At 60.3% G+C, this 24,845-nt stretch carries 26 protein-coding genes; 11 read left to right on the forward strand and 15 right to left on the reverse strand.

Features of this window, described 5'->3' with window-relative positions; translation table 11 throughout:
* The first annotated feature begins 10 nt into the window (after positions 1 to 10).
* Positions 11 to 409 carry a Fur family transcriptional regulator gene (locus tag PH558_RS05185; RefSeq protein ID WP_095435123.1) on the forward strand — a complete coding sequence of 133 codons (399 nt, stop codon included), beginning with the start codon at positions 11 to 13 and terminating at the stop codon, positions 407 to 409.
* A 49-nt stretch (positions 410 to 458) separates the two neighbouring features.
* On the opposite strand, the gene PH558_RS05190 is transcribed toward PH558_RS05185, so the two are convergent.
* Both PH558_RS05190 and PH558_RS05195 read right to left on the reverse strand, forming a co-directional pair.
* Positions 459 to 989 carry a gamma carbonic anhydrase family protein gene (locus PH558_RS05190; protein ID WP_285202519.1) on the reverse strand — a complete coding sequence of 177 codons (531 nt, stop codon included), beginning with the start codon at positions 987 to 989 and terminating at the stop codon, positions 459 to 461.
* 16 nt (positions 990 to 1,005) lie between these two features.
* Entirely contained in the window at positions 1,006 to 1,701 is a 696-nt protein-coding gene (locus PH558_RS05195; protein WP_285202520.1) for a fumarylacetoacetate hydrolase family protein, read from the reverse strand.
* 139 nt (positions 1,702 to 1,840) lie between these two features.
* Between PH558_RS05195 and dusA the strand changes: the two genes are divergently transcribed.
* Positions 1,841 to 2,854: a tRNA dihydrouridine(20/20a) synthase DusA gene (gene dusA / locus PH558_RS05200; RefSeq protein WP_285202521.1), complete on the forward strand. Its 1,014-nt coding sequence runs from the start codon at positions 1,841 to 1,843 to the stop codon at positions 2,852 to 2,854.
* Between the two features lie 236 nt (positions 2,855 to 3,090).
* Here the strand turns inward: dusA and PH558_RS05205 are convergent, their stop codons facing one another.
* From PH558_RS05205 to uvrB, 4 genes are all read right to left on the reverse strand, one after another.
* Complete coding sequence (locus tag PH558_RS05205; protein ID WP_004109325.1) at positions 3,091 to 3,303, reverse strand: cold-shock protein; 213 nt, start codon at positions 3,301 to 3,303, stop codon at positions 3,091 to 3,093.
* 442 nt (positions 3,304 to 3,745) lie between these two features.
* Positions 3,746 to 4,798, reverse strand: a complete 1,053-nt coding sequence (locus PH558_RS05210) for an adenylate/guanylate cyclase domain-containing protein (protein ID WP_285202522.1) — start codon at positions 4,796 to 4,798, stop codon at positions 3,746 to 3,748.
* Positions 4,799 to 4,957: 159 nt separating this feature from the next.
* Positions 4,958 to 5,413, reverse strand: coding sequence for an SRPBCC family protein (locus PH558_RS05215; RefSeq protein WP_095435118.1), 456 nt, complete (start codon positions 5,411 to 5,413; stop codon positions 4,958 to 4,960).
* 201 nt (positions 5,414 to 5,614) lie between these two features.
* Positions 5,615 to 8,401 (reverse strand): excinuclease ABC subunit UvrB, encoded by a 2,787-nt coding sequence (uvrB, locus tag PH558_RS05220; protein WP_285202524.1) that lies wholly within the window; start codon positions 8,399 to 8,401, stop codon positions 5,615 to 5,617.
* 283 nt (positions 8,402 to 8,684) lie between these two features.
* Between uvrB and PH558_RS05225 the strand changes: the two genes are divergently transcribed.
* The gene (locus PH558_RS05225) at positions 8,685 to 9,935 is read left to right on the forward strand and encodes an MFS transporter (RefSeq protein WP_095435116.1); all 1,251 of its coding nucleotides are present in this window, start codon (positions 8,685 to 8,687) and stop codon (positions 9,933 to 9,935) included.
* A 52-nt stretch (positions 9,936 to 9,987) separates the two neighbouring features.
* Here the strand turns inward: PH558_RS05225 and PH558_RS05230 are convergent, their stop codons facing one another.
* From PH558_RS05230 to PH558_RS05250, 5 genes are all read right to left on the reverse strand, one after another.
* Positions 9,988 to 10,503 (reverse strand): hypothetical protein, encoded by a 516-nt coding sequence (locus tag PH558_RS05230; RefSeq protein ID WP_285202525.1) that lies wholly within the window; start codon positions 10,501 to 10,503, stop codon positions 9,988 to 9,990.
* 199 nt (positions 10,504 to 10,702) lie between these two features.
* Positions 10,703 to 11,773: a tetratricopeptide repeat protein gene (locus tag PH558_RS05235; RefSeq protein ID WP_285202526.1), complete on the reverse strand. Its 1,071-nt coding sequence runs from the start codon at positions 11,771 to 11,773 to the stop codon at positions 10,703 to 10,705.
* 55 nt (positions 11,774 to 11,828) lie between these two features.
* Positions 11,829 to 13,421: an SEL1-like repeat protein gene (locus PH558_RS05240; protein ID WP_285202527.1), complete on the reverse strand. Its 1,593-nt coding sequence runs from the start codon at positions 13,419 to 13,421 to the stop codon at positions 11,829 to 11,831.
* Positions 13,422 to 13,543: 122 nt separating this feature from the next.
* Positions 13,544 to 14,134: a hypothetical protein gene (locus tag PH558_RS05245; RefSeq protein WP_095435112.1), complete on the reverse strand. Its 591-nt coding sequence runs from the start codon at positions 14,132 to 14,134 to the stop codon at positions 13,544 to 13,546.
* Between the two features lie 4 nt (positions 14,135 to 14,138).
* The gene (locus tag PH558_RS05250; RefSeq protein WP_095435111.1) at positions 14,139 to 14,528 is read right to left on the reverse strand and encodes an acyl-CoA thioesterase; all 390 of its coding nucleotides are present in this window, start codon (positions 14,526 to 14,528) and stop codon (positions 14,139 to 14,141) included.
* A 241-nt stretch (positions 14,529 to 14,769) separates the two neighbouring features.
* Here PH558_RS05250 and PH558_RS05255 point away from each other — a divergent pair, with 241 nt between their 5' ends.
* The 6 genes from PH558_RS05255 (at position 14,770) to PH558_RS05280 (ending at position 20,331) form a co-directional block, all read left to right on the forward strand.
* Positions 14,770 to 15,963, forward strand: coding sequence for an extensin-like domain-containing protein (locus PH558_RS05255; RefSeq protein WP_285202528.1), 1,194 nt, complete (start codon positions 14,770 to 14,772; stop codon positions 15,961 to 15,963).
* Positions 15,964 to 16,069: 106 nt separating this feature from the next.
* Positions 16,070 to 16,324 carry a hypothetical protein gene (locus PH558_RS05260; RefSeq protein ID WP_113408045.1) on the forward strand — a complete coding sequence of 85 codons (255 nt, stop codon included), beginning with the start codon at positions 16,070 to 16,072 and terminating at the stop codon, positions 16,322 to 16,324.
* Between the two features lie 386 nt (positions 16,325 to 16,710).
* Complete coding sequence (locus PH558_RS05265) at positions 16,711 to 17,637, forward strand: ABC transporter ATP-binding protein (protein WP_285202529.1); 927 nt, start codon at positions 16,711 to 16,713, stop codon at positions 17,635 to 17,637.
* Positions 17,634 to 18,395, forward strand: a complete 762-nt coding sequence (locus PH558_RS05270) for an ABC transporter permease (protein ID WP_095435107.1) — start codon at positions 17,634 to 17,636, stop codon at positions 18,393 to 18,395. Before PH558_RS05265 ends, PH558_RS05270 begins: the two co-directional genes overlap by 4 nt.
* Positions 18,396 to 18,472: 77 nt before the next feature.
* Positions 18,473 to 19,804 carry a bifunctional folylpolyglutamate synthase/dihydrofolate synthase gene (locus tag PH558_RS05275; protein ID WP_285202530.1) on the forward strand — a complete coding sequence of 444 codons (1,332 nt, stop codon included), beginning with the start codon at positions 18,473 to 18,475 and terminating at the stop codon, positions 19,802 to 19,804.
* 2 nt (positions 19,805 to 19,806) lie between these two features.
* A complete protein-coding gene (locus PH558_RS05280; protein ID WP_095435105.1) occupies positions 19,807 to 20,331 on the forward strand; it encodes a GNAT family N-acetyltransferase in 525 nt (174 codons plus the stop codon).
* Between the two features lie 30 nt (positions 20,332 to 20,361).
* On the opposite strand, the gene PH558_RS05285 is transcribed toward PH558_RS05280, so the two are convergent.
* The 4 genes from PH558_RS05285 to PH558_RS05300 all read right to left on the reverse strand — a co-directional run bounded on the left by PH558_RS05285 (position 20,362) and on the right by PH558_RS05300 (position 23,076).
* Positions 20,362 to 21,267 carry a DMT family transporter gene (locus PH558_RS05285; RefSeq protein WP_285202531.1) on the reverse strand — a complete coding sequence of 302 codons (906 nt, stop codon included), beginning with the start codon at positions 21,265 to 21,267 and terminating at the stop codon, positions 20,362 to 20,364.
* Between the two features lie 93 nt (positions 21,268 to 21,360).
* Complete coding sequence (locus PH558_RS05290; protein WP_113408040.1) at positions 21,361 to 22,062, reverse strand: retropepsin-like aspartic protease family protein; 702 nt, start codon at positions 22,060 to 22,062, stop codon at positions 21,361 to 21,363.
* Positions 22,059 to 22,280, reverse strand: coding sequence for a DUF1289 domain-containing protein (locus tag PH558_RS05295; RefSeq protein WP_112398367.1), 222 nt, complete (start codon positions 22,278 to 22,280; stop codon positions 22,059 to 22,061). The genes PH558_RS05290 and PH558_RS05295 overlap by 4 nt, the downstream gene beginning before the upstream one ends.
* A gap of 19 nt (positions 22,281 to 22,299) precedes the next feature.
* A complete protein-coding gene (locus PH558_RS05300) occupies positions 22,300 to 23,076 on the reverse strand; it encodes an adenosylcobinamide-GDP ribazoletransferase (protein WP_285202532.1) in 777 nt (258 codons plus the stop codon).
* A 127-nt stretch (positions 23,077 to 23,203) separates the two neighbouring features.
* Between PH558_RS05300 and cobT the strand changes: the two genes are divergently transcribed.
* Positions 23,204 to 24,220, forward strand: a complete 1,017-nt coding sequence (gene cobT / locus PH558_RS05305; protein WP_285202533.1) for a nicotinate-nucleotide--dimethylbenzimidazole phosphoribosyltransferase — start codon at positions 23,204 to 23,206, stop codon at positions 24,218 to 24,220.
* A 186-nt stretch (positions 24,221 to 24,406) separates the two neighbouring features.
* Positions 24,407 to 24,799 (forward strand): diacylglycerol kinase, encoded by a 393-nt coding sequence (locus PH558_RS05310; protein ID WP_285202534.1) that lies wholly within the window; start codon positions 24,407 to 24,409, stop codon positions 24,797 to 24,799.
* Positions 24,800 to 24,845 lie beyond the last annotated feature (46 nt).

Raw genomic sequence — 24,845 nt, forward strand, 5'->3', positions numbered from 1 at the left:
GACAGTCATCATGACCACTCCGATGCTCACCAAGAACCAGTCCCTCGTTTTCGATATTCTGACCAAGGCGGAGGCGCCGCTCAGCGCCTATACCATCCTGGACAAGCTGCGCGACCAGGGTTTTCGCGCGCCGCTGCAGGTTTATCGGGCGCTCGACAAGCTGCTGGAATATGGCGTCGTGCATCGGCTCGAGAGCATCAACTCCTTCGTCGCCTGCGCCCATCCGCATGAGGATTGCCATAGCCACGGCCTCGTCGCCTTCGCGATCTGCGAAAGCTGCGGCCAGGTGATTGAGTTCCACGATCACGAGGTGGACCATCGGCTGATGAACTGGCTGAAATCGCAGAAATTCAAGGCGGAAAAGTCGACCATCGAAATTCGCGGTCATTGCGCCAATTGCGCGGCTTGAGCCACGGCCGCACCGCATCTGTGTTCTTTCAATTATTTATAAGAAAACTCTAATCTAGTCTTTTAAGATCACGCGCGAAGCGCTGCCAGTTGGCGACATAATGGTGAGCTGAGCGGCGCAGGCCTTCGATCGCAGCTTCGTCCAAGGTGCGGATGGCTCTTGCCGGTGCGCCGACGATCAGGGAACCATCCGGAAATTCCTTGCCTTCGGTGACGAGCGCATTGGCGCCGACGAGGCAATTATTGCCGATCTTCGCGCCGTTCAGAATGGTTGCGCCCATGCCGATCAGCGAATTGTTGCCGATGGTGCAGCCGTGAATGATGGCATGATGGCCGATGGTGCAGCCTTCCCCGATCGAAACCGGAAAGGCCGGATCGGTGTGGATCATCGTGCCTTCCTGAATATTCGTCGCCTTGCCTATGGCGATCAGTTCATTGTCGCCGCGCAGGACCGAGCCAAACCAGATGCCGACATCCTCACCGGCCTCGACCTTGCCGATCACGCTTGCGTCTGGTGCGACCCAGTATCGGTCCGGACCGGGCGTTTTCGGTGTGAGGCCGGCGAGGGCGTAGAGCGGCATGGTCGATCCTCCTCGATCAGACGACGTTCAGTACCAGGTTTGCGACGCCATCGACGGCGCAGCTGATCCGGTCACCGCGCGCGACAGGGCCGACGCCGGCCGGCGTACCGGTCATGATGATATCGCCTGGTGCCAGCGTGAAGAGCTTGGAAAGCTCGGCGATGATCTCAGGCACTTTCCAAATCATCTGCGAAAGGTCGCCTCTTTGTGCGGCCTCGCCATTGCGCATCAGCCAGATGCCGCCCTTGTCGGGATGGCCGACGCGGGTGGCCGGAGCCAATGCGGAAACCGGAGCCGAATGATCGAAGGCCTTGCCGATTTCCCAGGGGCGGCCGAGTTTCTTGGCCTCACCCTGCAGGTCGCGGCGGGTGAAATCGATGCCGACGCCATAGCCATAGACGCAATCCAGTGCCTGTTCGACCGGGATGTCCGCGCCACCGCCGCGCAACGCCACGACAAGTTCCACTTCGTGGTGCACGTCCGATGACAGGGCGGGATAGGGGAAATCGCTCGAGACAAGCAGATTGTCCGGGTTCTTCTGGAAGAAGAAAGGCGGTTCGCGGGTAGGGTCATGACCCATCTCGATGGCGTGGTCGGCATAGTTGCGGCCAACACAATAGACGCGACGCACGGGGAAAAACTCGGTCTCACCTTCGATCGGCAGAAGGACAGGGGCGGGTGGCGGAATGACTGTCGTTAGTGGGGCGTTCATATGCGCTTTCGAAACTCTCATCTTTTTCAGAGGGCTGCTGCCGTCCGACTCTTTCGGGCAAGCTAGCATTATTGTTACAGCCGCGAAAACTGGCGTTTTTGAGGGATTTGGTGTAGAGCGCGGATCAGAAAGGTTTTCCATGTATAGCGACGCACTGAAAACTGGCCGCAAGATCTTTGCGGTCGCCCCCATGATCGACTGGACGGATCGGCATTGCAGATATCTGCACCGGCAGATCAGCCGGCATGCGCTTCTCTATACCGAGATGGTGGTGGCCGATGCGATCATTCACGGGCCGCGAGACCGGTTGCTCGGGCATGATGCCGCCGAACATCCTGTCGCGCTGCAGCTCGGCGGTTCCGATCCGGCCAAGCTTGCCGAGGCTTTGCGGATTGCCGAGGTGTATCATTATGACGAGATCAATCTCAATGTCGGCTGTCCGTCCGATCGCGTGCAGTCCGGCACCTTCGGCGCCTGCCTGATGCTGACGCCGGAGACGGTCGCATCCTGCATTGCGGCGATGAAGGCGGTCTCGAAGGCACCCGTCACGGTGAAATGCCGCATCGGCGTCGATGAGCAGGAGCCGGAAGAGGCCTTGCCGGAACTGATGACGCGCGTGCTCGATACCGGCGCCGATGCGATCTGGATTCATGCGCGCAAGGCTTGGCTAAAGGGCCTGTCGCCAAAGGAAAATCGCGAAATACCGCCGCTGGACTACGATATCGTCTACCGCATGAAGAGCCGTTGGCCCGATGTGTTCATCGGCATCAATGGCGGCATTCAGACGCTGGATCAAGCCGAAGCGCATTTGGCCCATGTCGACGGCGTCATGCTCGGCCGCGCCGCCTATCAGAATGCCGCCATTCTCGCTGACGTCGACCATCGCTTCTTTGGCGAACCGGCTGCCGAAACTGACTGGAACGGACTGTGCGACCGGATGATGGATTATGCGGAACGCCACATCGCCAGTGGCGGCCGCCTGCAGCATGTCGCGCGCCACATGGTCGGCCTCTTCACCGGCTTGCCGGGCTCGCGCCGCTACCGCCAGATCCTCTCGACCGACGCCAATAAGCCGGGGGCGGGGCCGGAGGTGATTGCGGCCGCTTTCGCAGCGGTGGATCTCAGCGCGGAATCGGAGCGGGTCAGCGCTTGAGGGGATACTGATCCCCACTGCTTTCGTCCTTCGAGCGCAGCTTTCGCTCACACCTCACACCCGTCATCCTCGGGTCGAGCCCGAGGATGACGGAATGTTGGGATGCTCCGGGGCAGGCAACGGACTTGCGGTAAGGGCATAGCCTGCTTTGGGAAGAGCACGCGATCCTCACAAACGAAAAACGGCGCGATTTTCACCGCGCCGTCCGAAACCTTGTTCAGGCAGTCACCCGAGGCTTAGTTAGCCTGGATGTTGACAGCCTTCGGGCCCTTGCCCATGCGATCCGGCTCGGTGTCGAAGGTGACCTGCTGGCCTTCGCGCAGCGACTGGATGCCGGAAGCCTGAAGAGCGGAGATGTGGACGAAAACGTCCTTTGCGCCGCCGTCAGGAGTGATGAAACCAAAACCCTTGTCCTGGTTGAAGAATTTTACGGTGCCCTTGGTGGCCATGGGGGATAGTCCTTTACCCATCAGTCTTAATTAATCCGGGGAAACCCGGACGGCTTTGCCTCCGCGCCATGCGAAAGCCAGTCGAGAAGTCACGTACGGGGAAAGAACGTCTGCGCGGGTCAGAAGACCCAACCGCTGCCTGCCGCAAGCGGATCACCAAATCAGTCCAGTCACCGGCATGCAAATGCCCGAGCATGTATATGGGTGACAGGGTTTGTGAAAAAAGGCAAGAGGTGTTTTAGCTGGAAGCCGTAATGAAAGAGAAATCAATATGTTGAAAGGCCATAGGTTCGATTGTCCGGCGAATCTACTATTTTCAAATCATATAATAAGGGTGCTTCCTATTCCTTAAATGCAGATCGCCGTTGCGGGTTTGTAAAGTCACTACCATTGCGAGGCTGAGAACGTATCCCTCCTGTACGGGGCGTTCGAGATACCAGCTCTAGCTCGGTGTAAACACCGCACAAGGCTCCATAATCCCCCGCAGCTCATAATCTCCCAATGACATCAGCGGCATTTTGGTCTCCGCCGCAACCGACCCCGAGACGAGGATATTATGTCCGAGCGACTTACAAAGGCCCTCCAGCCGGCTGACGAGGTTGACGGCGGGGCCGATCGCGGTGAAGTCCAGCCGGTCGGCAGCTCCGATGTTGCCCCAGAGCATGTCGCCGAAATGCAGCGCGACGCCAAAGGGGAGCGACGGCAGACCCTGACTTGCCCGCGTCGCGTCGAGATGTGCCATGCCGGCGCGGATGGCAGTGGCGGCGCGCAAGGCGGCTTCGCAGGCTTCCTTCGGTGTTCCAATGACCGGGAAGATTGCCAGTACGCCGTCGCCCATGAATTTCAGCACTTCGCCGCCGAAGGCATGCACGGCGCCCGCGACGCGGTCGAACCAAGCATCGAGCGCTGCGATCATGACGGTCGGTTCCGACGCTTCGGAAAGGGCGGTGAAATCCCGGAGATCGGCGCAGAGCAGGGCTGCGCGGATGGTCTCGCCGCCATTGCGGCTGAGCGCGCCGGCCTGCACGCGCGCCGCACTTCTGCGGCCAAGATAGGCTTCGAGCAGGGTCGATAGGGTGGCGCGGGCGGCCAATCCTGCCAAGGGGGCTGCGGCAAAGCGGGCGATCTCGCGCAGGTTTTCCGCTTCGAAGGTGGTGAAGGGCCGGGTGCCGGCCCAGGCCAGCACCGAATTGCCGGGCGCAATCCCGATCGTTTCCTCGCAAATCGGGCCGAGATCGCCGAGCCAATCGCGGCCGGCCTGTCCGAGCGCCGTGCCGGCAAAGCCGAGAGCTTCGGTTACTGCACCGGTTTCGGCACGCCAGAGCCATGTATGTTGCGTGATGATCGGATGCGGTGCGGCAAGCGTCAGGGCACTGCCGGCAAGCGGGAGGCCGGCAGCCGACAGGTGTCCGCCCAGATCGGCCAGGAAGCGTTCGGGGCTGGGCGAGGTGCCGGCTTCATCAACCAGCCAGGCAAGGGGGGCGGGCAAATCCATGCCGCGATCATGCCATGGCGCTTGCCGGCTGTCATCCGTGCCGGTGTGGCCACGCCAACGGCAATTGAAAGCAAAATAACATAGGAAACTGCTGTCACCGGTCGGCGATATCGCGGATATCTGAGCACCGAGCCCGATGACGCCGCCCTTAAAACGTCATCAGCTTCTGCCGTCGTGGCCGCGCATGGGGTCCGGACCGGGATCGCGTCCGGCGGCCACTGCGGCCATGCGGTCGAGATAATGCGCCCAACCTTTTGCGTGCGCTTCGCATTGCTCCACGGTCGGCAGGCCGGTATGGGTGAGGCGCACCAGCGTCCCGTCCGGCTGCTCTATCAGGTCGATCTCCACAAGGCTCGATCCGGGAGGCACCTCCTCGCTGCCTTCCCAGCCGAAGCTATAGGCGAGGCGATGAACCGGCACGACTTCGCGGAAAGTGCCGCGCGCGGCACGGGCGCCAGTGACGTTGACGAGATAGATGCCGCCAGGCTCCGGCTCCGTCCGGGCTTCCGTCCCCATCCAGCGCAGGATCTTTTCGGGATCGGTCAGCAAGGCAAATATGGCTGCAGGCGGCGCCGAGACATGGGCCTCGCGACGGACGATCAAAGGCTCGGACATCAGACTTTCTCCCCAGGTTGCTATCGCTTCCCACCGGCCCGGCATGCGCTCAAGCGCCTTCCATCTCCCCCGTGGGCCTCCTCATATGATGGCATGTAGCGGCCACGGCCTCGTCAGCAAGGCAGTGCTCCATGCTCGAAGGCCTCAGCCTTCATAAAATCGGCAGCACCGGGCGACAGATATCCGACAATTGCGCTCCCCTTATCGCCCGGGCCGTCCCGTCTTGCCCTTTGTCCGCCCCTTGCGCTGCTTCTCGTCCACCGGATCCTCATAGGAGCCGACGCCCGGCTTTGCTCGCGTGATCGGCTTGTCCGGCACCTTGCCCATGAGAGGCTTTTCAGTGCGGCCGACGGTCATCTCGTCTAATGTGTTCTTGCGGAAGAGCGGCATGCCGGCATCGCTGCCCGGACCCATTTCGTCGAGGCTCGGCTTGGCAAAATAGGAGCGAGAATCCGGTGCGGGTGGAGCGCGTTTGCCCGCTGCAGAACCGCGGCTTTCGAGGCTCTTTGCTTCCTCGCGGGCGAGCGGATCGTCCATGGCGGCGAGTTCGACGGCCTTGAGGCGCTTGATCTCGTCGCGCAGCCGTGCCGCCTTTTCGAAGTCCAAGTCGGCTGCAGCGTCGCGCATGGATTTTTCCAGTGCGTTGAGATGGGCCTGCAGATTGTTGCCGACGAGATGACCGCCATCGGCAAAGCCCTTGCCCGAGGCGCCGCCGATATCGGCGCGGACGTGGTCCTTCTCGTAGACGCTGTCGAGAATGTCGGAAATCTTCGCCTTGACCGATTCCGGCGTGATGCCGTGTTCCTTGTTGTAGGCCATCTGCTTTTCGCGGCGGCGATTGGTCTCGTCCATCGCCCGCTGCATCGAGCCGGTGATATTATCGGCGTAAAGGATGACCTTGCCGTCGACGTTACGCGCGGCGCGGCCGATCGTCTGGATCAGCGACGTTTCCGAGCGGAGGAAGCCTTCCTTGTCGGCATCGAGGATGGCGACGAAGCCGCATTCCGGAATATCGAGACCTTCGCGCAGCAGGTTGATGCCGACGAGCACGTCGAAAGCGCCGAGGCGAAGATCGCGGATGATCTCGATGCGTTCCAGCGTATCGATGTCCGAGTGCATGTAGCGCACGCGCACGCCTTGTTCGTGCAGATATTCCGTCAGGTCCTCGGCCATGCGCTTGGTCAGCACGGTGCAGAGGGTACGATAACCCTTGGCAGCGGTTTCGCGGATTTCGCCGAGCACGTCGTCGACCTGCGTGCGGGCCGAGCGTACTTCGACCGGCGGATCGATGAGGCCGGTCGGGCGGATGACCTGTTCGGCGAAGACACCGCCGGATTGCTCCATCTCCCAGCCGCCAGGTGTTGCCGACACCGCGATCGTGTCCGGGCGCATGGCGTCCCATTCCTCGAAACGCAGCGGTCGGTTATCCATGCAGGAGGGCAGGCGGAAGCCGTATTCGGCAAGCGTCGCCTTGCGCCGAAAGTCGCCTCGGTACATGCCGCCGATCTGCGGCACGGTGACGTGGCTCTCATCGATGAAGATGATGGCGTTATCGGGAATGTATTCGAACAGCGTCGGCGGCGGCTCGCCTGGATTGCGGCCGGTCAGATAGCGCGAATAGTTCTCGATGCCCTGGCAGGAGCCGGTGGCTTCGAGCATTTCGACGTCGTAGCGGGTGCGCTGCTCCAGGCGCTGCGCTTCCAGCAGACGGCCGGCCTTTTCCAGCTCGGCAAGGCGCAGTTTCAGCTCTTCCTTGATCGCCTTGATGGCGCCGTTCAGCGTCGGGCGCGGTGTGACATAGTGCGAATTGGCGTAGATCTTCACCGATTTCAGGTCGCCGGTCTTCTGGCCGGTGAGGGGGTCGAATTCGGTGATGGCGTCGATCTCGTCGCCGAACATGGAAATGCGCCAGGCGGCATCCTCCAAGTGAGCCGGGAAGATTTCGATCGTGTCGCCGCGAACGCGGAAGGAGCCGCGCGTGAAGTCGATATCGCGGCGCTTGTATTGCTGCGCCACCAGATCGGCCAGCAGCTGTCGCTGATCGAGCCGGTCCCCGACATTCATCTGGAAGGTCATGGCGGTGTAGGTCTCGACCGAGCCGATACCGTAGATGCAGGAAACAGAGGCGACGATGATACAGTCGTCACGTTCCAACAGCGAACGCGTCGCCGAGTGGCGCATGCGGTCGATCTGCTCGTTGATCGAGGATTCCTTCTCGATATAGGTATCCGAGCGCGGCACATAGGCTTCCGGCTGGTAGTAGTCGTAGTAGGAGACGAAATACTCGACCGCGTTGTCTGGGAAGAAGTTCTTGAATTCGGAATAGAGCTGGGCCGCCAGCGTCTTGTTCGGCGCGAGGATGACGGCCGGGCGCTGCGTCGCCTCGATCACCTTCGCCATGGTGAAGGTCTTGCCGGAGCCGGTGACGCCGAGCAGCACCTGGTTACGGTCGCCGTTTTGCAGCCCTTCGACGAGGTCGCGGATCGCCGTCGGCTGGTCGCCAGCCGGCTGGTATTCCGAGGCCATGCGGATCTCGATGCCGCCTTCGGATTTTTCCGGGCGGGCAGGGCGGTGCGGAGTCCAGATCTTGCCGTTCTTATGCAGTGGGTTGCCGCTCTCGATCAGCTTCGACAGGGCTTCCACCGTCGCCGTTACGCCGCCGGTCGAAATCTTGTCGGCATCCTCAAGCGCGATATCGAGGCCGGAAACCGGATTGAGGCCGGCGGCGGCGCGCGTCTTCGGATCGGTCGACCCACCCATGGAGACGCCGCGCGCGGTCTTGCCGGCGGTGATTTCCACCTTTTTGCGGTGCTTGCCGGCCTTCGAGGCGATCTCGCGCTGGGTTTCGACGCTGGATGCCTCCGCATCGGCTTCGAGTTGCTTCACCCAGTCGGCAACGCTGCCGCTGAGCGGCGTGCCCTCAAACGGTGCCTGCGGCGCCTCTTCGAAACCGGTCGGGGCGGGGGACTTTTTCGGTGATTTGGCCATGGGGCGAATATGGCGACAGATCGCGCAGATGTGAAGGGGTAAAGGGTACAAAAGGGAAACAAAGTGGCGGATTTTTCCATTCGCCGGAGATGTCAAATATGTTACAACCCAAGGGCGGCTAATGCGTTATCGCTGATCCAAAGTCCGCATAGCGCGATCCTCGCAGGCGCCAAGGGAGGAACCAGCCGCAACGTCGACATGCCCGGCCAATGCCGGGTTCCCCCAGCTTCGACGGCATCCGGTATTGCCCGCCTCGCCGCCGCCATCCGGTCGGAGGATCATGATGACCGCATTGGATAGCTTACGTTCCCTGTCCCCCCAGCAACGAAACACCGTGATCGCAGCCTATCTGGGCTGGACATTGGACGCTTTCGATTTCTTCATCTTGGTTTTCGTTCTCAAGCATATAGCCGAAGAATTTCACACGGACGTTCCGGCGGTTGCCGTGGCGATCTTTCTTACCCTCGCCATGCGGCCGCTCGGCGCGCTGATCTTCGGGCTCGCGGCGGATCGCTTCGGGCGACGCACGACCCTGATGGTCGACGTGCTGCTTTACTCCGTATTCGAATTTCTGACCGGCTTTTCGACCGGTTTGACGATGTTCCTCGTGCTGCGCGCGCTCTTCGGCGTCGCCATGGGCGGCGAATGGGGTGTGGGTGCGTCACTCGTGATGGAAACCATACCCGAGGATTCGCGGGGCCTTGTGTCCGGCATCCTGCAGGCGGGCTATCCCTCGGGCTATCTGATCGCCTCGATCGTTTTCTTCCTGCTGTTTCCGGTCATCGGCTGGCGCGGCATGTTCTTCGTCGGCGCCGTGCCGGCGCTGCTGGTGCTCTATATCAGGCGCAATGTGGAGGAGTCTCCGGCCTTCCTGCAGCGGCAGGCCAAGCCGCAACGGCCGTTCCTCACCGTGCTGCGTGAGAATATTCCACTGTTCCTCTGGGCCGTGCTTTTGATGACCGCGTTCAATTTCTTCAGCCACGGCACCCAGGATCTTTATCCGACCTTCCTGGAAACCCAGCGGCAATATGATTCCTATACGGTCGGCGCCATTGCCATCGTCTACAATATCGGCGCGATCGTCGGCGGTCTGACCTTCGGCTCTTTGTCGCAGCGTTGGGGCAGGCGGCGGACCATCGTCATCGCGGCACTGCTGGCCATACCCGTCGCCCCACTCTGGGTGTGGGGTCAGGGGCCGGTCATGCTCGCAATCGGCGCCTTCCTGATGCAGCTGTTCGTGCAGGGCGCCTGGGGCATCATTCCGGTGCATCTCAACGAATTGTCGCCGGATGAGGTGCGCGGCACCTTCCCCGGATTTGCCTATCAGCTCGGCAATCTGCTGGCTTCGGGCAATGCCTCGATCCAGGCGGGATTGGCAAAACAGTGGAACGGCGACTATGCGCTGGCATTGTTGATCGTTGCCTGCATCGTCGCCGTGGTCGTTGCTGCATTTGCCGGCTTTGGCTTCGAGAAGAAGGGTATTCGGTTCGGCGGGAAGGATGAAGGCCAAGCGGATAGCGCCGTGCGGGCTTGAACAGACTCGCCATCAAGGTCACGAGGGCCGGCTGATATCGCCGGCCTTTCGTTTATTTTCCGCAAACTTCCGAGATCTTGGCTTGGGCAAAGCCGCGGGCAAGCTCCTGCAGTCCACCGACCGAGGATATCAGTTCGCCGATCGGGCCATTGATGCCGAGGTGCAGGTCGGTGATGTGGCATGCGCCGACGTCGACGGTCATGGAGGCATCGAGCTCACCCTTGATCGTCGTCTTCAGCACGCCATGCGATTTGCAGGCCATCTCGGCATGGGCATTGATCTGGACGCCACCGCTCGGGCCGTCGCAGACATCGAGCGACTTCACCTCGAACTTGTCCTTGTGATCGACGCCGGGCAGTTTCTTGCAGGGATCGGCCTCGTTCACCGACTTCTCGATCTGCGGACCAAATTTGCTCTGCAGCAGCGACCAGCATGAGCCGGGCGCAGCTTGCGCCGGCATTGCCACCATCGGAAGCGGAGAGAGCGGCAACACGACCGCCGCGGCCAGCAAAGCCATGCGAAGCGGCGGCAGAAGCGAGAAGGGGGGCATGAGATATTTCAGGTTCACGGCGGTCTATCCTCTGAAAAGAAGAAGCAGCAAATCAAGGCTGGCGTGGTGACAGTCTTCTCTCTCTTCCTTCGTCAAGGCAATCCCCCGACTTGACGATTACCATCTGACGGGTACCAGCATGCTTTGGCGCGTTTCGCCGACGGCGGGGCAAATTTCCGACAAGGCATGAGAGATTCCGGTCGGCCAGTGCCGCGCGTCATATCGGAATAGTCTGTACGCCCGATGGATCCTCCGGCGGTTCGTCTGTGTCTCCGTCGTAACCCAGATGCTTCGCCTTGCGGAACCACTCTGCCGCCTTCGCCGCATTAGCGGCAACGCCATCGCCGTCGCGGTACATCATGGCGAGATTATAGGCCGCGCCGGCATAGCGATGTTCGGCTGCTCGCTCGAACCAGTAGATCGCCTTCGGACCATTCTTGGTAACGCCTTCGCCATCGCGGAACATGACGCCGAGATTGTATTCGGCCTCGACATCATTCTGCGCCGCTGCCTTCAGGAACCATGCGATTGCCTGGGCATCATCCTGCCTGATCCCGTCGCCATCGGCATACATGGCACCGAGATTGAACTGTGCGCTCGCATCGCCCTGTTCGGCCGCCTTCTTGAACCAGGAGAAGGCCGCAGCGCCGTCCTTGGCGACGCCTTCGCCGTCGCGATACATGATGCCCAGATTGTATTGCGCCTCGACTTTTCCCTGCTCTGCCGCCTTGCGGTACCAGATGACGGCCTTGCCCTTATCCTTGTCCGCGCCGTCGCCCTGATCGTACATGGTGCCGACATTGAACTGAGCATCGGCATCGCCCTGTTCGGCGGCTTTGCTATACCAGGCAAACGCCTGCGCCTTGTCCTGTGCTACGCCTTGGCCGGTGTCGTAGACGACACCGAGATTATATTGCGCATTGAGGTATCCCTGTGCTGCGGCCTTCTTGTACCAGACAATGGCCTGGCTCTTGTCGGCAGTGACGCCTTCGCCCTGGTCGTACATGGTGCCGACATTGAACTGCGCTTCGGCATTGCCTTGATCGGCGGCCTTCCTGTACCAGCTGAGGGCGAGCGTCAGGTTCTTCTCGACGCTGTTGCCGTCCTCGTACATTTGTCCAAGCTTCAGCTGTGCGGCGGCATTGCCCTTGTTTGCCAGGGGGCGCCAGTAATCCAAGCCCGATTTGATATCGCCGCGATCGTAGCTGTTTCGTCCGACATCGGCTTGTGCGGCTCCTACGGACGCCAGCGCGAAGAGCAAACCTGCTGCCCCCTTCTTCCAATTCACGATCTACCCCTCAGTCGAAATCCGTTGAATTAACATGCCGAGCGCTTCGCGACCGTTAAGGCACGAGCACCATCAGCAAATGAAACAAGAGCCAGCCCGTGCTGACGCCCGTACCCTTTTTGCCGGCAGCCCCTTGTCCAAGCGGTCCGAGATCCTTGATCGGGCCGTCGCCATTGGCTTCCATGTAGCTGAGTCCATGCTGCGCTTCCGGCAGTCCCTTAGCCGCTGCCTTGTTGAACCAGTCGGCAGCGATCTTGGAGTCCTTTGGCACGCCATAGCCGTTATAATACAGATATCCAAGGCCATATTCCGCCCGAGCGTCGCCCTGATCAGCTGCTTTGCGAAACAGAGCGGCTGTTTGGCCATAGTCCTTAGGAACGCCAGCACCCTGATAATAAAGGTAGGCGAGCGCATATTCGCCCTGTGAATTGTTCTGGTCGGCCGCCTGGCGATACCAATTTGCGGCGGCCGATTTGTCAGCCGTCGTCCCTTGACCGTTTTCGTACATATAGCCGAGTGCGTATTGGGCGTCAGCGTGACCCTGGCTCGCAGCCTTCTGGTACCAGTCGAAGGCCTTGCCATAGTCTCTGCCAACGCCGCGGCCGCCTACATACATGTAGGCGAGGGCATATTGACCCTGTGCGTCGCCTTGTTCGGCGGCCTTGCGATACCATCTCACCGCGCCGTCATCATCGGTCTTCACGCCCTGGCCGTTCGCGTAGAGGTAGCCGATGGCATATTGCGCATCGGGGCGGCCCTGATCGGCAGCTTTGCGATACCATTGCAGTGCCTGCCTGTAGTCTCGGGCAACGCCTATCCCGTTTGCGAGACTGTAGCCGACGGCATATTGCGCGTCGGCGCGGCCCTTTGCGGCTGCCTTCATATACCAGGAATAGGCTTCGGCATCGTTCCGTGCGACACCCTTGCCATTGGCATAGGCATAGCCGACTGCATACAGACCCTGCGCATTTCCTTGATTGCCGGCCTTTTTGTACCAGCCGACGGCCTGCTCCTGGTCTTCTTCCGTGCCTTGACCGTTGTCGTACATGTAGCCGATGGCGTATTGCGCGTCGGGTCGACCCTGGTCGGCAGCCTTGCTATACCAGCCGAGTGCAACCGCCTCGTCCTGATGCACGCCGAGGCCATTGGCATACATATAGCCGAGCGCATATTGCGCCTGTGCCTGTCCCTGGGCGGCGGATTTCTGATACCAGGTGACGGCGTCTTCATTATTGACAGCCATGCCGCGGCCATTGGCATAGGAATAGCCGATGGCATATTGGGCATCGGCATTGCCGGCTTGTGCCGCCCTCAAATACCAGTCGTTTGCCTGTTTCGGATCCGTATCGACGCCTCGGCCGCTGGCATACATGTAGGCTAGTGCATATTGCGCCTGTGCATTGCCTTGCTCAGCCGATTTCCGATACCAGTCTACGGCTTGCGCATCGTCCTGCTCCACACCCTGGCCGTTGGCGTAGCGATAGCCGAGACCGTATTGGGCCGCCGCGTTGCCCTGTTTTGCGAACTCCACCCAATATTTCAGATCGATCGCGGTGTTGGCGGGGCCTGGGGCGGGATCCTCGGCGTGAGCAAGCCAGGGCAGCGAAAGAACAAGCGCCAGTCCCAATGCGTAGCTCTTTGTCTTCAAGGCTTAAGTCTCCCACCTGCGTCCCAGGTCGTAATCGATCTGAACAATATGGCGATGTCTTGGTCAAGGATCGTCGGAACCGAGATAGCAGTGGATTTAGTGCCCCATGACGGATGCGACCGCTATACCGGAAGCACGTCGTAGAGGCGGAAGATCCATGTGATCTGGTAGATCAGCCCGACCGTCACGAACGCGGCCTGGAAGCGCCGGTTGGCCGTGATCGCTGCAATGACACACAGGATGACATAGACGACATTGCGTATTGGATATTCCCAGCCGAGCGACTGGAAATAGGCTTCACCCTTCAGCAATGTGTCGATGAGGTCGACGGCGTAGGTCACGGCAAGCAGGCCGAAAAACCAACGCCTGCGGGAGATGAAATATTCCTCGAAGCCGCCGTAATCCTCGACCGAGGGTGGATTGAGCAATACGCAGAGGAAATAGAAGAGGCAGCAGAAACAGATGAGAAAGAGATAGACGCCGAAATTGATCTGCGCGACGGATTGCAGCCGATATTCCCACCACCAGAAATGGATGATGAAGAGGAACATGGACAATACCCAGCCGATATGGACGAGGTAGATCTTGTTCTTGCCCGGCGCCTGCACGAAACCGGCAAGCCGGGTCAGAAGTTGGGCGAGCGAAAGGCCAATCACCATGCTCATGACCGTCCTGATATAGACGTAGACTTCCGGTGCGTGTGCGGAACCCATCGCGTCAGATCTCCTCTGGTACAGCCTTCGGCAAGCCGTTTTCATCGAGCGCGACCATGATGAAGGTCGCAGCCGTAACCTTCTCCAGGCTGTTGTAACGGGCGCGGTGCGCCCATGCTTCGACGCTCAGGGTGATCGAGGTACGGCCGACGCGTTCGACATCGGTGAAGACGCTCAGTGTGTCGCCGATCTTGACCGGCAGTTCGAAGGCCATCTCCTTGACCGCCGCCGTGACCACGCGGCCGCGCGCGCGTTCGGCGGCGCGGATGCCGCTTGCCAAGTCCATCTGCGCCATGACCCAGCCGCCGAAAATATCGCCGGCAGGATTGGCGTCGGCGGGCATGGCGAGCGTGCGCAATGTCAGCTCGCCTCTCGGTTTGACGCTGTCATTCATTCTTCTGCTCCCGTTCACGGTCGATTCCGACAGCCAGCCTATGCAATCCTGCCGCGATGGAAAAGCCATGCTGGCATTTCCATGGAGGACTCCTGTGGGTCGCGTGCTTTGCTTCAGGCGATTCCATGCTCACGCGATGCCGTTGCAAACCAGCAGGACCCTTGCGGTAAGCTTTCGTTCACCCTTCCCATTTAGGGTTTGTAGTCGTTACCGACCGTGGCTGGGGCAGCGGATCAGGACTATGGCCATTTTACCCATTCTACGGCGGATCGCGCTGCCATTGCTGTTGTCGTCGGCACTGGTTGCCTGTACGGCGGATAGCCTCGTGCCGCCGTCCGGCATCGACAGCTCCTCGCGCGTCGGCTCGATCAAGCCGCATCGCAGTGTGCCGCAGCGCCAATTTGCCTATCAAGGGGTACAGGATCCCGTCGTTTCCGCATCGAGCAATTACAAAAGCGGCGGTCCCGTTCGTTCCAGCGGAACCGGCGAAGCCGTGACCACGACGGACGTCGAAGCCGGCTTAGCGCAGCAGTCGGATGTCCCCTCCCAGGGCGTCAACATGGATGCCGAGCTTGGCGTCGGTCCGAATGAGGAGGCGCAATCCGCCTCGGTGGTCGGATTGGCGCAGGAGGAGCAGCAGAACATTGCCGAAGGTCAGTCCGATCAGCCGGTGGTCGACGGCATCGGCACCGATGCGCCCGTACAGACCAACCGCTCGACCCTTCAGCGGCCGGCCGCCCAATCGGAAATCAGGCAGTCGCAGATACCGAGGCAGCAGCCAGGAACGCAGGTCGCGATGTTGCCGCGGGTCGAAAATCCGATACCGCGTCTCAATCAGCAGTTCGAAGCGCCGCAATCGACACCGGGCATGATGCCGCCTTCGGAAATTGCCTGCCGCCAGGAATTGCAGCGCATGGGTGTCGTCTATACCGACAAGCCGGCGATCTCGAACGGCCCTTCCTGCCAGGTTCCCTATCCGGTTTCGCTGAGCGGCCTTTCCGGCAATATCGCGGTCCGACCGGCGGTGACCTTGAATTGCCAGGTGACGCTCGCCTTCGCCAAATGGGTGAAGAACGAACTCGCTCCAGCCGCACGTACGCGCTACTGGACCGGCATCGGCACGATCGTACCGCTCGGCGGCTATTCCTGCCGGCGGATGAACAATAGCCGGCAACGCTATAATCCGATGTCGGAACATGCGCATGGCAACGCGATCGATGTCGGCACCTTCATCCTGAAGAATGGCCATGTGATCGACGTGCGGAAGAAGGGCTTGTTTTCCTTTCGGGAAGGGCGGTTGCTCAAGGCGGTACGCAGCGACAGCTGCCGCTATTTCGATACCGTGCTTGGCCCGGGCAGCAATCCGGAGCACTGGAACCACTTTCATTTCGACCTCAGGGACCGAAAGGGCGGCCGGCGCTATTGCAGCCTTTGATTGGCCCTTTGCCGGAATAGCATCTACACTTGTCAAACGGGAAAGCTGATTTACCTTTCGACGGAATCGCGCTCAATTGCGCGCGCTGGTTGCTAGAGAGGGATTCATGGAAGACGTACCAAGACGAAAGAAAAGCCTGGGAAGGGCGCTCCTTGCTGCACTGATTGCCATCATCATCGTCATCGGCGGCCGCTGGTACGCTTATGTCGCCTATGCCGACGATCCGTTCGATGAAGTGGGCATCGGTCTCAACTCCATGATGCCCGGACCCATTCGCGATAGGGGTTGCGCGATGCTGAAGGCACGCTTCGAGCACAAGACGCTGCCGCCCGCCGGTTGCGGCGTCAACGGCAACTGGTAGCGGTCGTTTTCCAGATCGTAAGCTGGCAAAAAGAAAAAAGCCGGCTGAGCCGGCTTGAGCGGAGCATGGCAACGACGGGGAATCCTTGCCAGCCCCAGAAAAGAACTTCATGTTGCAATGATGATGCACGCAATATGAATGCGAAGGCAATAAATCGGCCAATACAACAGGCGCTGACGATGCCGCCAAGAGGCGTTGGGCGGAGTTGCGACAAACGTTGTTCACCTAAGGAGCTATATGCCCGACGAAGGTCACGATTTGATGACAGCTTATTCCGCTTAGACGAACGCTGTGTTTCACTACCGTGGGGTGGTAAAAGCCCAAGACCGGCTATATAGCGGGCAAACGCCGCGAAATTCATCACAAAAGCCGGACTTTGCCTGACTATGGCTGCGATCATTTCCATACGCAATCTTACGAAAACCTATGCCAACGGATTCCAGGCGCTGAAGGGCATTGATCTCGATATCGAGCGGGGCGAAATCCTGGCGCTGCTGGGGCCGAATGGTGCGGGCAAGACGACGCTGATTTCCATCGTCTGCGGGATTGCCAATCCAAGCGGTGGGTCTGTGACCGTCGGCGGTTATGATGTCGTGCGCGATTTCCGTGCTACGCGCAGCCTGATCGGCCTCGTGCCGCAGGAGTTGACCACCGATCAGTTCGAAACCGTCTGGAATACGGTGAGTTTTTCGCGCGGGCTGCACGGCAAGAAGCCGAACCCCGAATATATCGAGAAGATATTGCGCGATCTCTCGCTGTGGGAGAAGAAAGACAATATGCTTCGCCAGCTTTCCGGTGGCATGAAGCGGCGCGTGCTGATCGCCAAGGCACTCTCGCATGAACCGGAGATCCTCTTTCTCGACGAACCGACGGCCGGTGTCGATGTGACCTTGCGCAAGGATATGTGGCATGTAGTCGAGCGCCTGCGCGCTTCCGGAGTCACGATCATTCTGACGACCCACTATATCGAAGAGGCCGAGGAGGCCGCCGACCGCGTCGGCGTCATCAATGGTGGCGAGCTACTGCTGGTGGAGGAGAAGAAGGCGCTGATGGCCAAACTGGGCCGCAAGCAGCTCATTCTCGATCTGAACGAGCCGCTCGACGCCGTTCCGCCGTCCCTCGACGGCAACGGGCTTTCGCTAGGGCCGAACGGCCTGACGCTGGTCTACGATTTCGATGCCCAGCACGAACAATCCAGTATCGCGGCTCTGCTGTCGAAACTCGCTGCCGAGGGAATTCATTTCAAGGATCTTTCGACGCGCCAGAGTTCGCTCGAGGATATTTTCGTGTCGCTGGTGGAGGCAGGCAAATGAACTTCGAAGCGATCAAGTCTATCTATTCGTTCGAAATGGCCCGCACGCGCCGCACTCTGCTGCAGAGCGTCGTTTCGCCGGTCATTTCCACGTCGCTGTATTTCATTGTCTTCGGTGCCGCGATCGGTTCGCGCATCAATCTGGTCGAGGGTGTTTCCTACGGGGCGTTCATTACGCCCGGCCTGATCATGCTGACCTTGCTTGGGCAGTGCATCAGCAACGGTTCCTTCGGCATCTACTTCCCCAAATTCACCGGTACCATCTACGAGGTGCTGTCGGCGCCTGTCGCCATGACCGAAATCGTGCTCGGTTATGTGGGCGCGGCGGCGACCAAGGGGATGCTGATCGGTCTGATCATCCTCGCAACGGCGAGCTTTTTTGTCGATATCAGGATCGAGCATCCCCTCATGATGATCCTGTTCTTCGTGCTGACGGCGGTCACCTTCAGCCTGTTCGGCTTCATGATCGGCATCTGGGCCGGAAATTTCGAGCAGCTGAACCTTATCCCGATGCTGGTCGTGCCGCCGCTGACCTTCCTTGGCGGCAGCTTCTATTCGATCAACATGCTGCCGCCCTTCTGGCAGGCGGTCAGCCATCTCAACCCGGTCCTCTATCTGGTCAGCGGCTTTCGCTGGAGCTTCTACGGCATCGCAGATGTCAATCCGGGCTTGAGCCTTGCCATGATCACGCTCTTTCTCGTCATCTGTCTGATCATCCTGGGATGGATTTTCCGAACCGGCTATCGCTTGAGAAATTGATGGCGATGCCTGACTTGTAGGCTTAAGAAAGCCTGCGGCTTTTGCAGCCGCAACAAAATGGTCCAGGAAAGCATTCAATGTCGCAGGCTCATCTCAATCCTTCGCTGCCCCAGGCACTTTCCCGGCTCGATCAACTGACCAACTGGGAGCGCAAGCCGCGCGGGGAGATGCGGGTCGGTCTTGAGCCGATGCTCGACCTCATGCAGCGCCTGGGCAATCCGCATCGCAGCTTTCGCGCCATCCACGTTGCCGGCACCAAGGGCAAGGGATCGGTCTCGGCGCTCCTCGAAGCGGGATTACTGCGGGCCGGCTGGCGCGTCGGTCGCTACGCATCACCGCATGTCGACCGGGTAAACGAGCGCGTCAGCATTCTTGGCCAGGAAGTCGAAGATGATGTCCTGGCGTCAGCGATCATGCAGGTTCTGGATGGCTACGAGAGTGCCAAGCAGGCAGCCACCGCCGGTGAAGATGCTACCTGGTTCGATGTGATCACGGCTGCTGCTTTCGTCGCCTTCAGGGATGCCGGTTTGGATTGGGTCGTGGTCGAGGTCGGGCTGGGCGGCAGACTGGATTCAACGAATGTGGTCTTCGGCGAAGTCGCGATCGTGACCAATATCGGCCTTGAGCATACGGAAATTCTTGGAAGCACGCGCGAGGCGATCGCGCGGGAGAAGGTTGGTATATTGAAGCCGGGGGCTATGCTTGCCACCACACTTGCCGTTGACGATGCCGCGGGAAAGGTGTTGCAGCAGCGTGCCGATGAGCTTGGCTGCCCGGTCCTGCGAACCGATCTTCCCGAAGATGCGACGATTGCGGAGACGAATATCTCGCTGGTCGGACTTGTGTTCGATCATCTGGGACGACAAGGCGAGAGCATGCAGACGGCGAGCGAAAAGGGGCAGCCGGTTGGCGCATGGCTGCTCGAACCGGCCGTTATCGACAAGGCGCGGCTGCCGGGGCGGATGGAGCGCTTCGAGTTTGCCCCACCACCCACGCTGCGAGGCGGGCGACAGAGTTTGCCCGTCATCATGGATGGTGCGCATGTGCCGTTCAACATCGAGGCTGTCCTGCGCGATATCACACGCTCGTCCAATATCAGCGGCGATTGCATCGCCGTCGTCGCACTTGCATCCGACAAGGATGCACCCGGCTTCTTGAACGTGCTCTCGCGATATGCGGCGCATACGGTCTTTACGGAGGCGTCCGGATCGGGTCGAGCCCATGCGGCGACGGAGCTGGAGGCATTAGCGATCTCGATGGGTATGGCCTGCGAAGCCGAGCCCAATCCGCAGAAAGCGCTTCATCATGCCGTCGCGAAAGCTGAGGAGGTGGGCGGCTGGATCCTTGTGACGGGCTCGTTCTATCTTGTCGGCGCTCTGCGTGGCACTGTCCAGGGGCGTGTAGGGTGACGATGGAAATTACGATCAGGCCTGCTCTTGCCAACGATGTGGCCGAGATGGCGAGGCTTCATCGCGCGATCTGGTGCGACACCTATCGCGACCTAGTGTCTGCTGAAATTTATCAGGCTCTCGACGAGGATTTCCGCCGTCGGCGGTGGGCGGATATACTCGAAAATCCCCGTAGGGATCAGCGCGTGCTTTTGGCCGAGCAGGGCGGGCTGCTTGTCGGTATCGGCGCGATCAACGCGCCGTCCGATGCCATATTCGAGGGGCGAGGCGAGATTAAGTCGCTCTATATCGATGCTTCCATCAAACGCCAGGGACTTGGCCGTCGTCTGATGCGAGAATTGGCGCGGGAACTTTTATCCATGGGCTATTCGGGTGCGGCGCTTGGTGTGGTCGTCGGCAATGAATCGGCGATTGCCTTTTATCGTGCACTCGGAGGGCAATTGATCGGTCGGTACACGGATCCGGGTCCGGTCTGGCGCTCCGACAATTTCATTTTTGCATGGGACGACTTGTCCGTTCTGATCTGATTATCCTATGCAGGCCAATGAACGGCGATTTCATCCGGCTGCGATCCGCTTGCGTGGGGCGATGGTCATGGCCATGACGCCTGCTACGACACAGACAAGACCTATGGCTGCGGTCGGAGACAGAGGTTCGCCAAGGAAGATGACGCCGATGGTGACGCCGATCGGGACGCGCAGATAGGCTTGTGCCGTCGTGCCGACCGAGCCGAGGGTCTGGATAAGCCGGAAATAGATGCTGAAGGCAAGCGCGGTGGAGACGACCGACAGGCCGAGCAGAGCCAGGATCGAAGCCGTCGATGGTGCGATCTGCCAGGGATGTTCGACGATCAGGCTCGTCGGGATCAGGAGAGCCGCACCGCAAAGCAGGGAACCGGCTGCCGGCATCATCGGGTCCAGCCCCTTGAAATTGCGGCCGAACAGGGCGGCACAGGCATAGCAGACCGATGCCGCGACGACGGCGAGCTGCGGCAGCAGTTGGCGGCCCATGCCATGCAGCGCATCGAGACCAATGATCAGGCAGATGCCCGCCATGCCGGCAATCACGCCGAAAAGCTTGCGTCCCGTCAGCGGCTCGCTGCGCAACAGAAAGGCGGCGATCAGGAAGGCGAAAATCGGCGTCGTGGAATTCAATATGGTCGCCAGACCGGCATCAACTGTCTCCTCCGCCCAGGCAATCAGTGTGAAGGGAATGGCGCTGTTGAGGCAGCATTGAATGAGGAAGCGCTTCCATGTTGCGGCGTCTCTCGGCAGGCTCAGCCCGCGCCAGCGGATGATAGCGAGCAGGACAAGGCCGGCGATCAAGGTGCGGGCGGCGATCAGCGTGATCGGCGGGATGGTTGCTACGCCGATGCGGATGAAGGTGTAGGAGGCACCCCAGCAGGTGGCGAGGGCGAGGAGGAGAAGCAGTTCGGTCGTCAGGTTAGGTCTTGCCGGCGTCATAGGGGCACTCTTATAAGATTTGAACATGTCGTCTTATAGAGTGAAGAGATTGGCGAATACTTCGCTCCCAACCGAACTATCGCGTTCGGTTCATCAGTCGCGCAGCCTAAGCTCGTCGGTTTGCATCTGCATCGACCCTAGGGTTTCGAGAAAGCTCATGCCGAGCAGGCTCTGATCGAGCTTGCCCGCTTCGGCCACGCTCGCCTCGACATCCCTGCGCTTGATCGGGCCGATTGCCACAGAGCCAAGTTCCACCGGAGCCGCCCTGGCGCGGCCGTTGGCCGTTAACACCGTCTGTGAATAGGTAAGGTTTTCCGGAATGATGCCGACGCGCTCGGCGTCCTCCTGCGATAAGGCGATGGTGCTGGCGCCGGTGTCGATCAGCATGTCGATCGGCTGGCCATTGATCATGACCCGTGCTTCGAAATGCCCGTTCGAGCGTTTGTGAAGGATGACTTCCTGACCTCCTTCGCTCGTCGTGACGACAACGGCGTGGCCGGGCATAAGGCCGGCGAAGACGCGGTTGCCAACCTGTTCGGCATCGTAGCGATAGATATAGGCGGTCGCGAGCGCCATGATGATGACGAACCAGATCAGCAGATTGCGGATCGACTGGCTGACCGTATGCCGGCTCGCCCACACCGCGGCACTCATCATCAGAGCGATCGGCAGGAGATAGACGACACGCGCGAAGTCGTCGTTGCGCATGCCGAAGGTGGAGCCGGTGTTGTTGTTGAAGATGAGCAGTGCGAGGCCGATGCCGAGAATGGCGAGAACGATGTTCAGGCGGTTCATACGGCACTGCGCTCCCGTGCCATCCTTTGGCGGCGAGTCTCCCGGCGCGGCTTGCGCTCGACCTTGGTCAGCCGCTCTGGAAGCATTTCCATGATCTGACGGCGTTCGTCGTCGCTATAGTTCATCCACGCGCCGATTTCGGCCGATGTGCGGCCGCAGCCGAAGCAATAGCCGGTATTCTGGTCGATGGAGCAGACGAGGATGCAAGGTGTCAGCATGAGATCATATATCGATGCTTCAAATGCACATGGCAAGGGTACAGAGGGAAGCGATCTCGCAAATCTGCTGGGTCGCGCCGATCGTATCGCCTGTATGGCCGGTCAATTTCTGGCGGACATATCTTGTGGCAAGAAATGTCGCGATGCTCGTGGTGAGAAGGCAGCCAACCAACGCCGGAACGCCCATGGCGGGACCGACAAGCAGCATCGCGAGGCCCAATGTCGCAATCAACGCCAGCTGCATGGCGTCGCCATCCGGCTTGCCTGCCGATGCCGCGGTCCCATCCGGCTTTGCCGGTGGGAGAGCGTACCAATGCCAGACCATGGCACCGCGGCTCAAGATGGCCGCGGCAAGGATTGCGACAGCAGCGTCCTCAGGCGGAAGATGCCGGGCGATGGCGGCGAGTGCAGCCGCCCGCAATCCGAACGACAGTATCAACGCTGCGGCCCCATACGTGCCGATACGGCTGTCTTTCATGATTTCGAGCGCGCGCTCGCGGTTCTTGCCGCCGCCCAATCCGTCCGCCGTGTCGCTGAGCCCGTCCTCATGGAGGGCGCCGGTCAGGATCGTCTGCACGGCAAGCGCCAGCAATGCGGCCATCAACGGATCGGCATTGAGGGCGAGTAGCACGCTGAACGTCAGCGCCGAGGGCAGGGCGATCAGCAGGCCAGCAAAGGGAAAAGCGCGTGAAACGCGTGAGAGCTTGCCGTCATGGCCTTCGAAGAAAGACGACGGTACGGGAACGCGGCTCAAGAAAGCGACGGCGCGCGCGATGTCACGCATATATTCCCGCATTTCTTCCTCTCCCCGCCATATGCGCGACAGCATCGGGCGCTTTTGGAGTTGTTCGCACCGATTCCCAGGACTAATAGAGTCGCACGCAAAGAACCCGATTTGAGACCAAAAGACAAGGAACGCATTCATGAGCGTCAGCGGCCTCCCATTCGACGATTTCCGCGCATTGCTGCGCGACCTTCCAGGCCCGGACGCCCGGGCGCTCGTGGCCGCGCGCGAACGTGATGCGCAGCTCACCAAGCCGCCGGGTGCGCTTGGAAGACTGGAGGAAATCGCTTTCTGGCTGGCCGCCTGGACCGGTCGTGCGCCGGCCGTGACCCGGCCGCTGGTGGCGATCTTTGCTGGAAATCACGGTGTCACCAAGCAGGGAATTACGCCGTTTCCGCCTTCCGTGACCCAGCAGATGGTGGAAAACTTCGCTGCTGGCGGAGCCGCGATCAACCAGATCTGCGTTGCCTACGATCTCGGCCTCAAGGTCTTCGACCTCGCCCTCGATTTCCCGACGGGCGACATCACCGAGGAGCCGGCGCTGAGCGAGCGCGACTGTGCCGCGACGATGGCCTTTGGCATGGAGGCGATTGCCGGCGGTACGGATTTGCTCTGCATCGGCGAAATGGGCATCGGCAATACCACGATCGCCGCGGCCATTCATTACGCGCTCTATGGCGGCAAGGCCGAAGACTGGGTTGGCCCAGGCACCGGCTCGGAAGGTGAGATGCTGAAGCGCAAAATCGCTGCCGTCGAGAAGGCGGTTGCGCTGCATCGCGATCATCTCAACGATCCGCTGGAAATCCTGCGCCGCCTTGGTGGCCGCGAGATCGCCGCCATGGCCGGCGCCATCCTTGCCGCGCGCATGGAGCGTATCCCTGTTATCATCGACGGCTATGTCGCGACGGCTGCCGCTTCCATTCTCAAGGCCGCCAATCCCTCTGCGCTCGACCATTGCCTGATCGGGCACGTCTCGGCCGAGTCGGGCCATCTCCGTTCGATCGAAAAACTCGGCAAGACGCCGCTTCTGGCGCTCGGCATGCGGCTTGGCGAAGGCACGGGGGCTGCGTTGGCGGCCGGCATCGTCAAGGCTGCGGCCGCCTGCCATTCGGGCATGGCGACGTTCGAAAGCGCCGGCGTTACGAACAAGCACTGAAAAAATGGGGCGGTGAGACGTTGAAATAAGCGTTTCGCCGCTCAATTTCCTGTAGATGATCGGTTTTTCGTCATAAATCTGCAATGAATTTTGAAGGCGGCGGAAGGTGTTGCCTTGCTTCGCCCAGGGGGAGGCGGTATTCGCAAAGCATCCAGATGCAACCGAGACAACACGGGCGGAGCGCGAATGGCTGAATTTTCAAAATCAACGGTCAACAAGGAGACCGGGATTCGGCACTTTTTTGCCGCCGCTGGATATTCCTGGGGCGGATTTCAGCGGCTGCTGCAGGAATCGGCCTTTCGACAGGAGCTTCTTTTTGCCGGGGTGGGACTGATTCTGTTGATTGCCGTCGGCGCGAGCATGGGTGAGATCGTCATCGCGATGGTGTTGTTCCTCGCCGTCTTCGCGGTCGAAGCCATGAATACGGCGGTGGAAGAGGTGATCGACCGGATCTCGCCGGAGATTTCCAATGTCGGCAAGCATGCCAAGGATCTCGGCTCGTTTGCCGTGCTCTGCATGCTGGTCGCCTCCGGTATCTACCTTCTTTATGTCATCGGCAGCCATCTGCTGTTTCGCTAAAGCAATTCCAGGAAAAGTCGTAGAGGTCTTCCGTCCAGAATTGCGA

This window comes from Rhizobium pantanalense (assembly GCF_030182525.1).
In the GTDB taxonomy this organism is placed as follows: domain Bacteria; phylum Pseudomonadota; class Alphaproteobacteria; order Rhizobiales; family Rhizobiaceae; genus Rhizobium.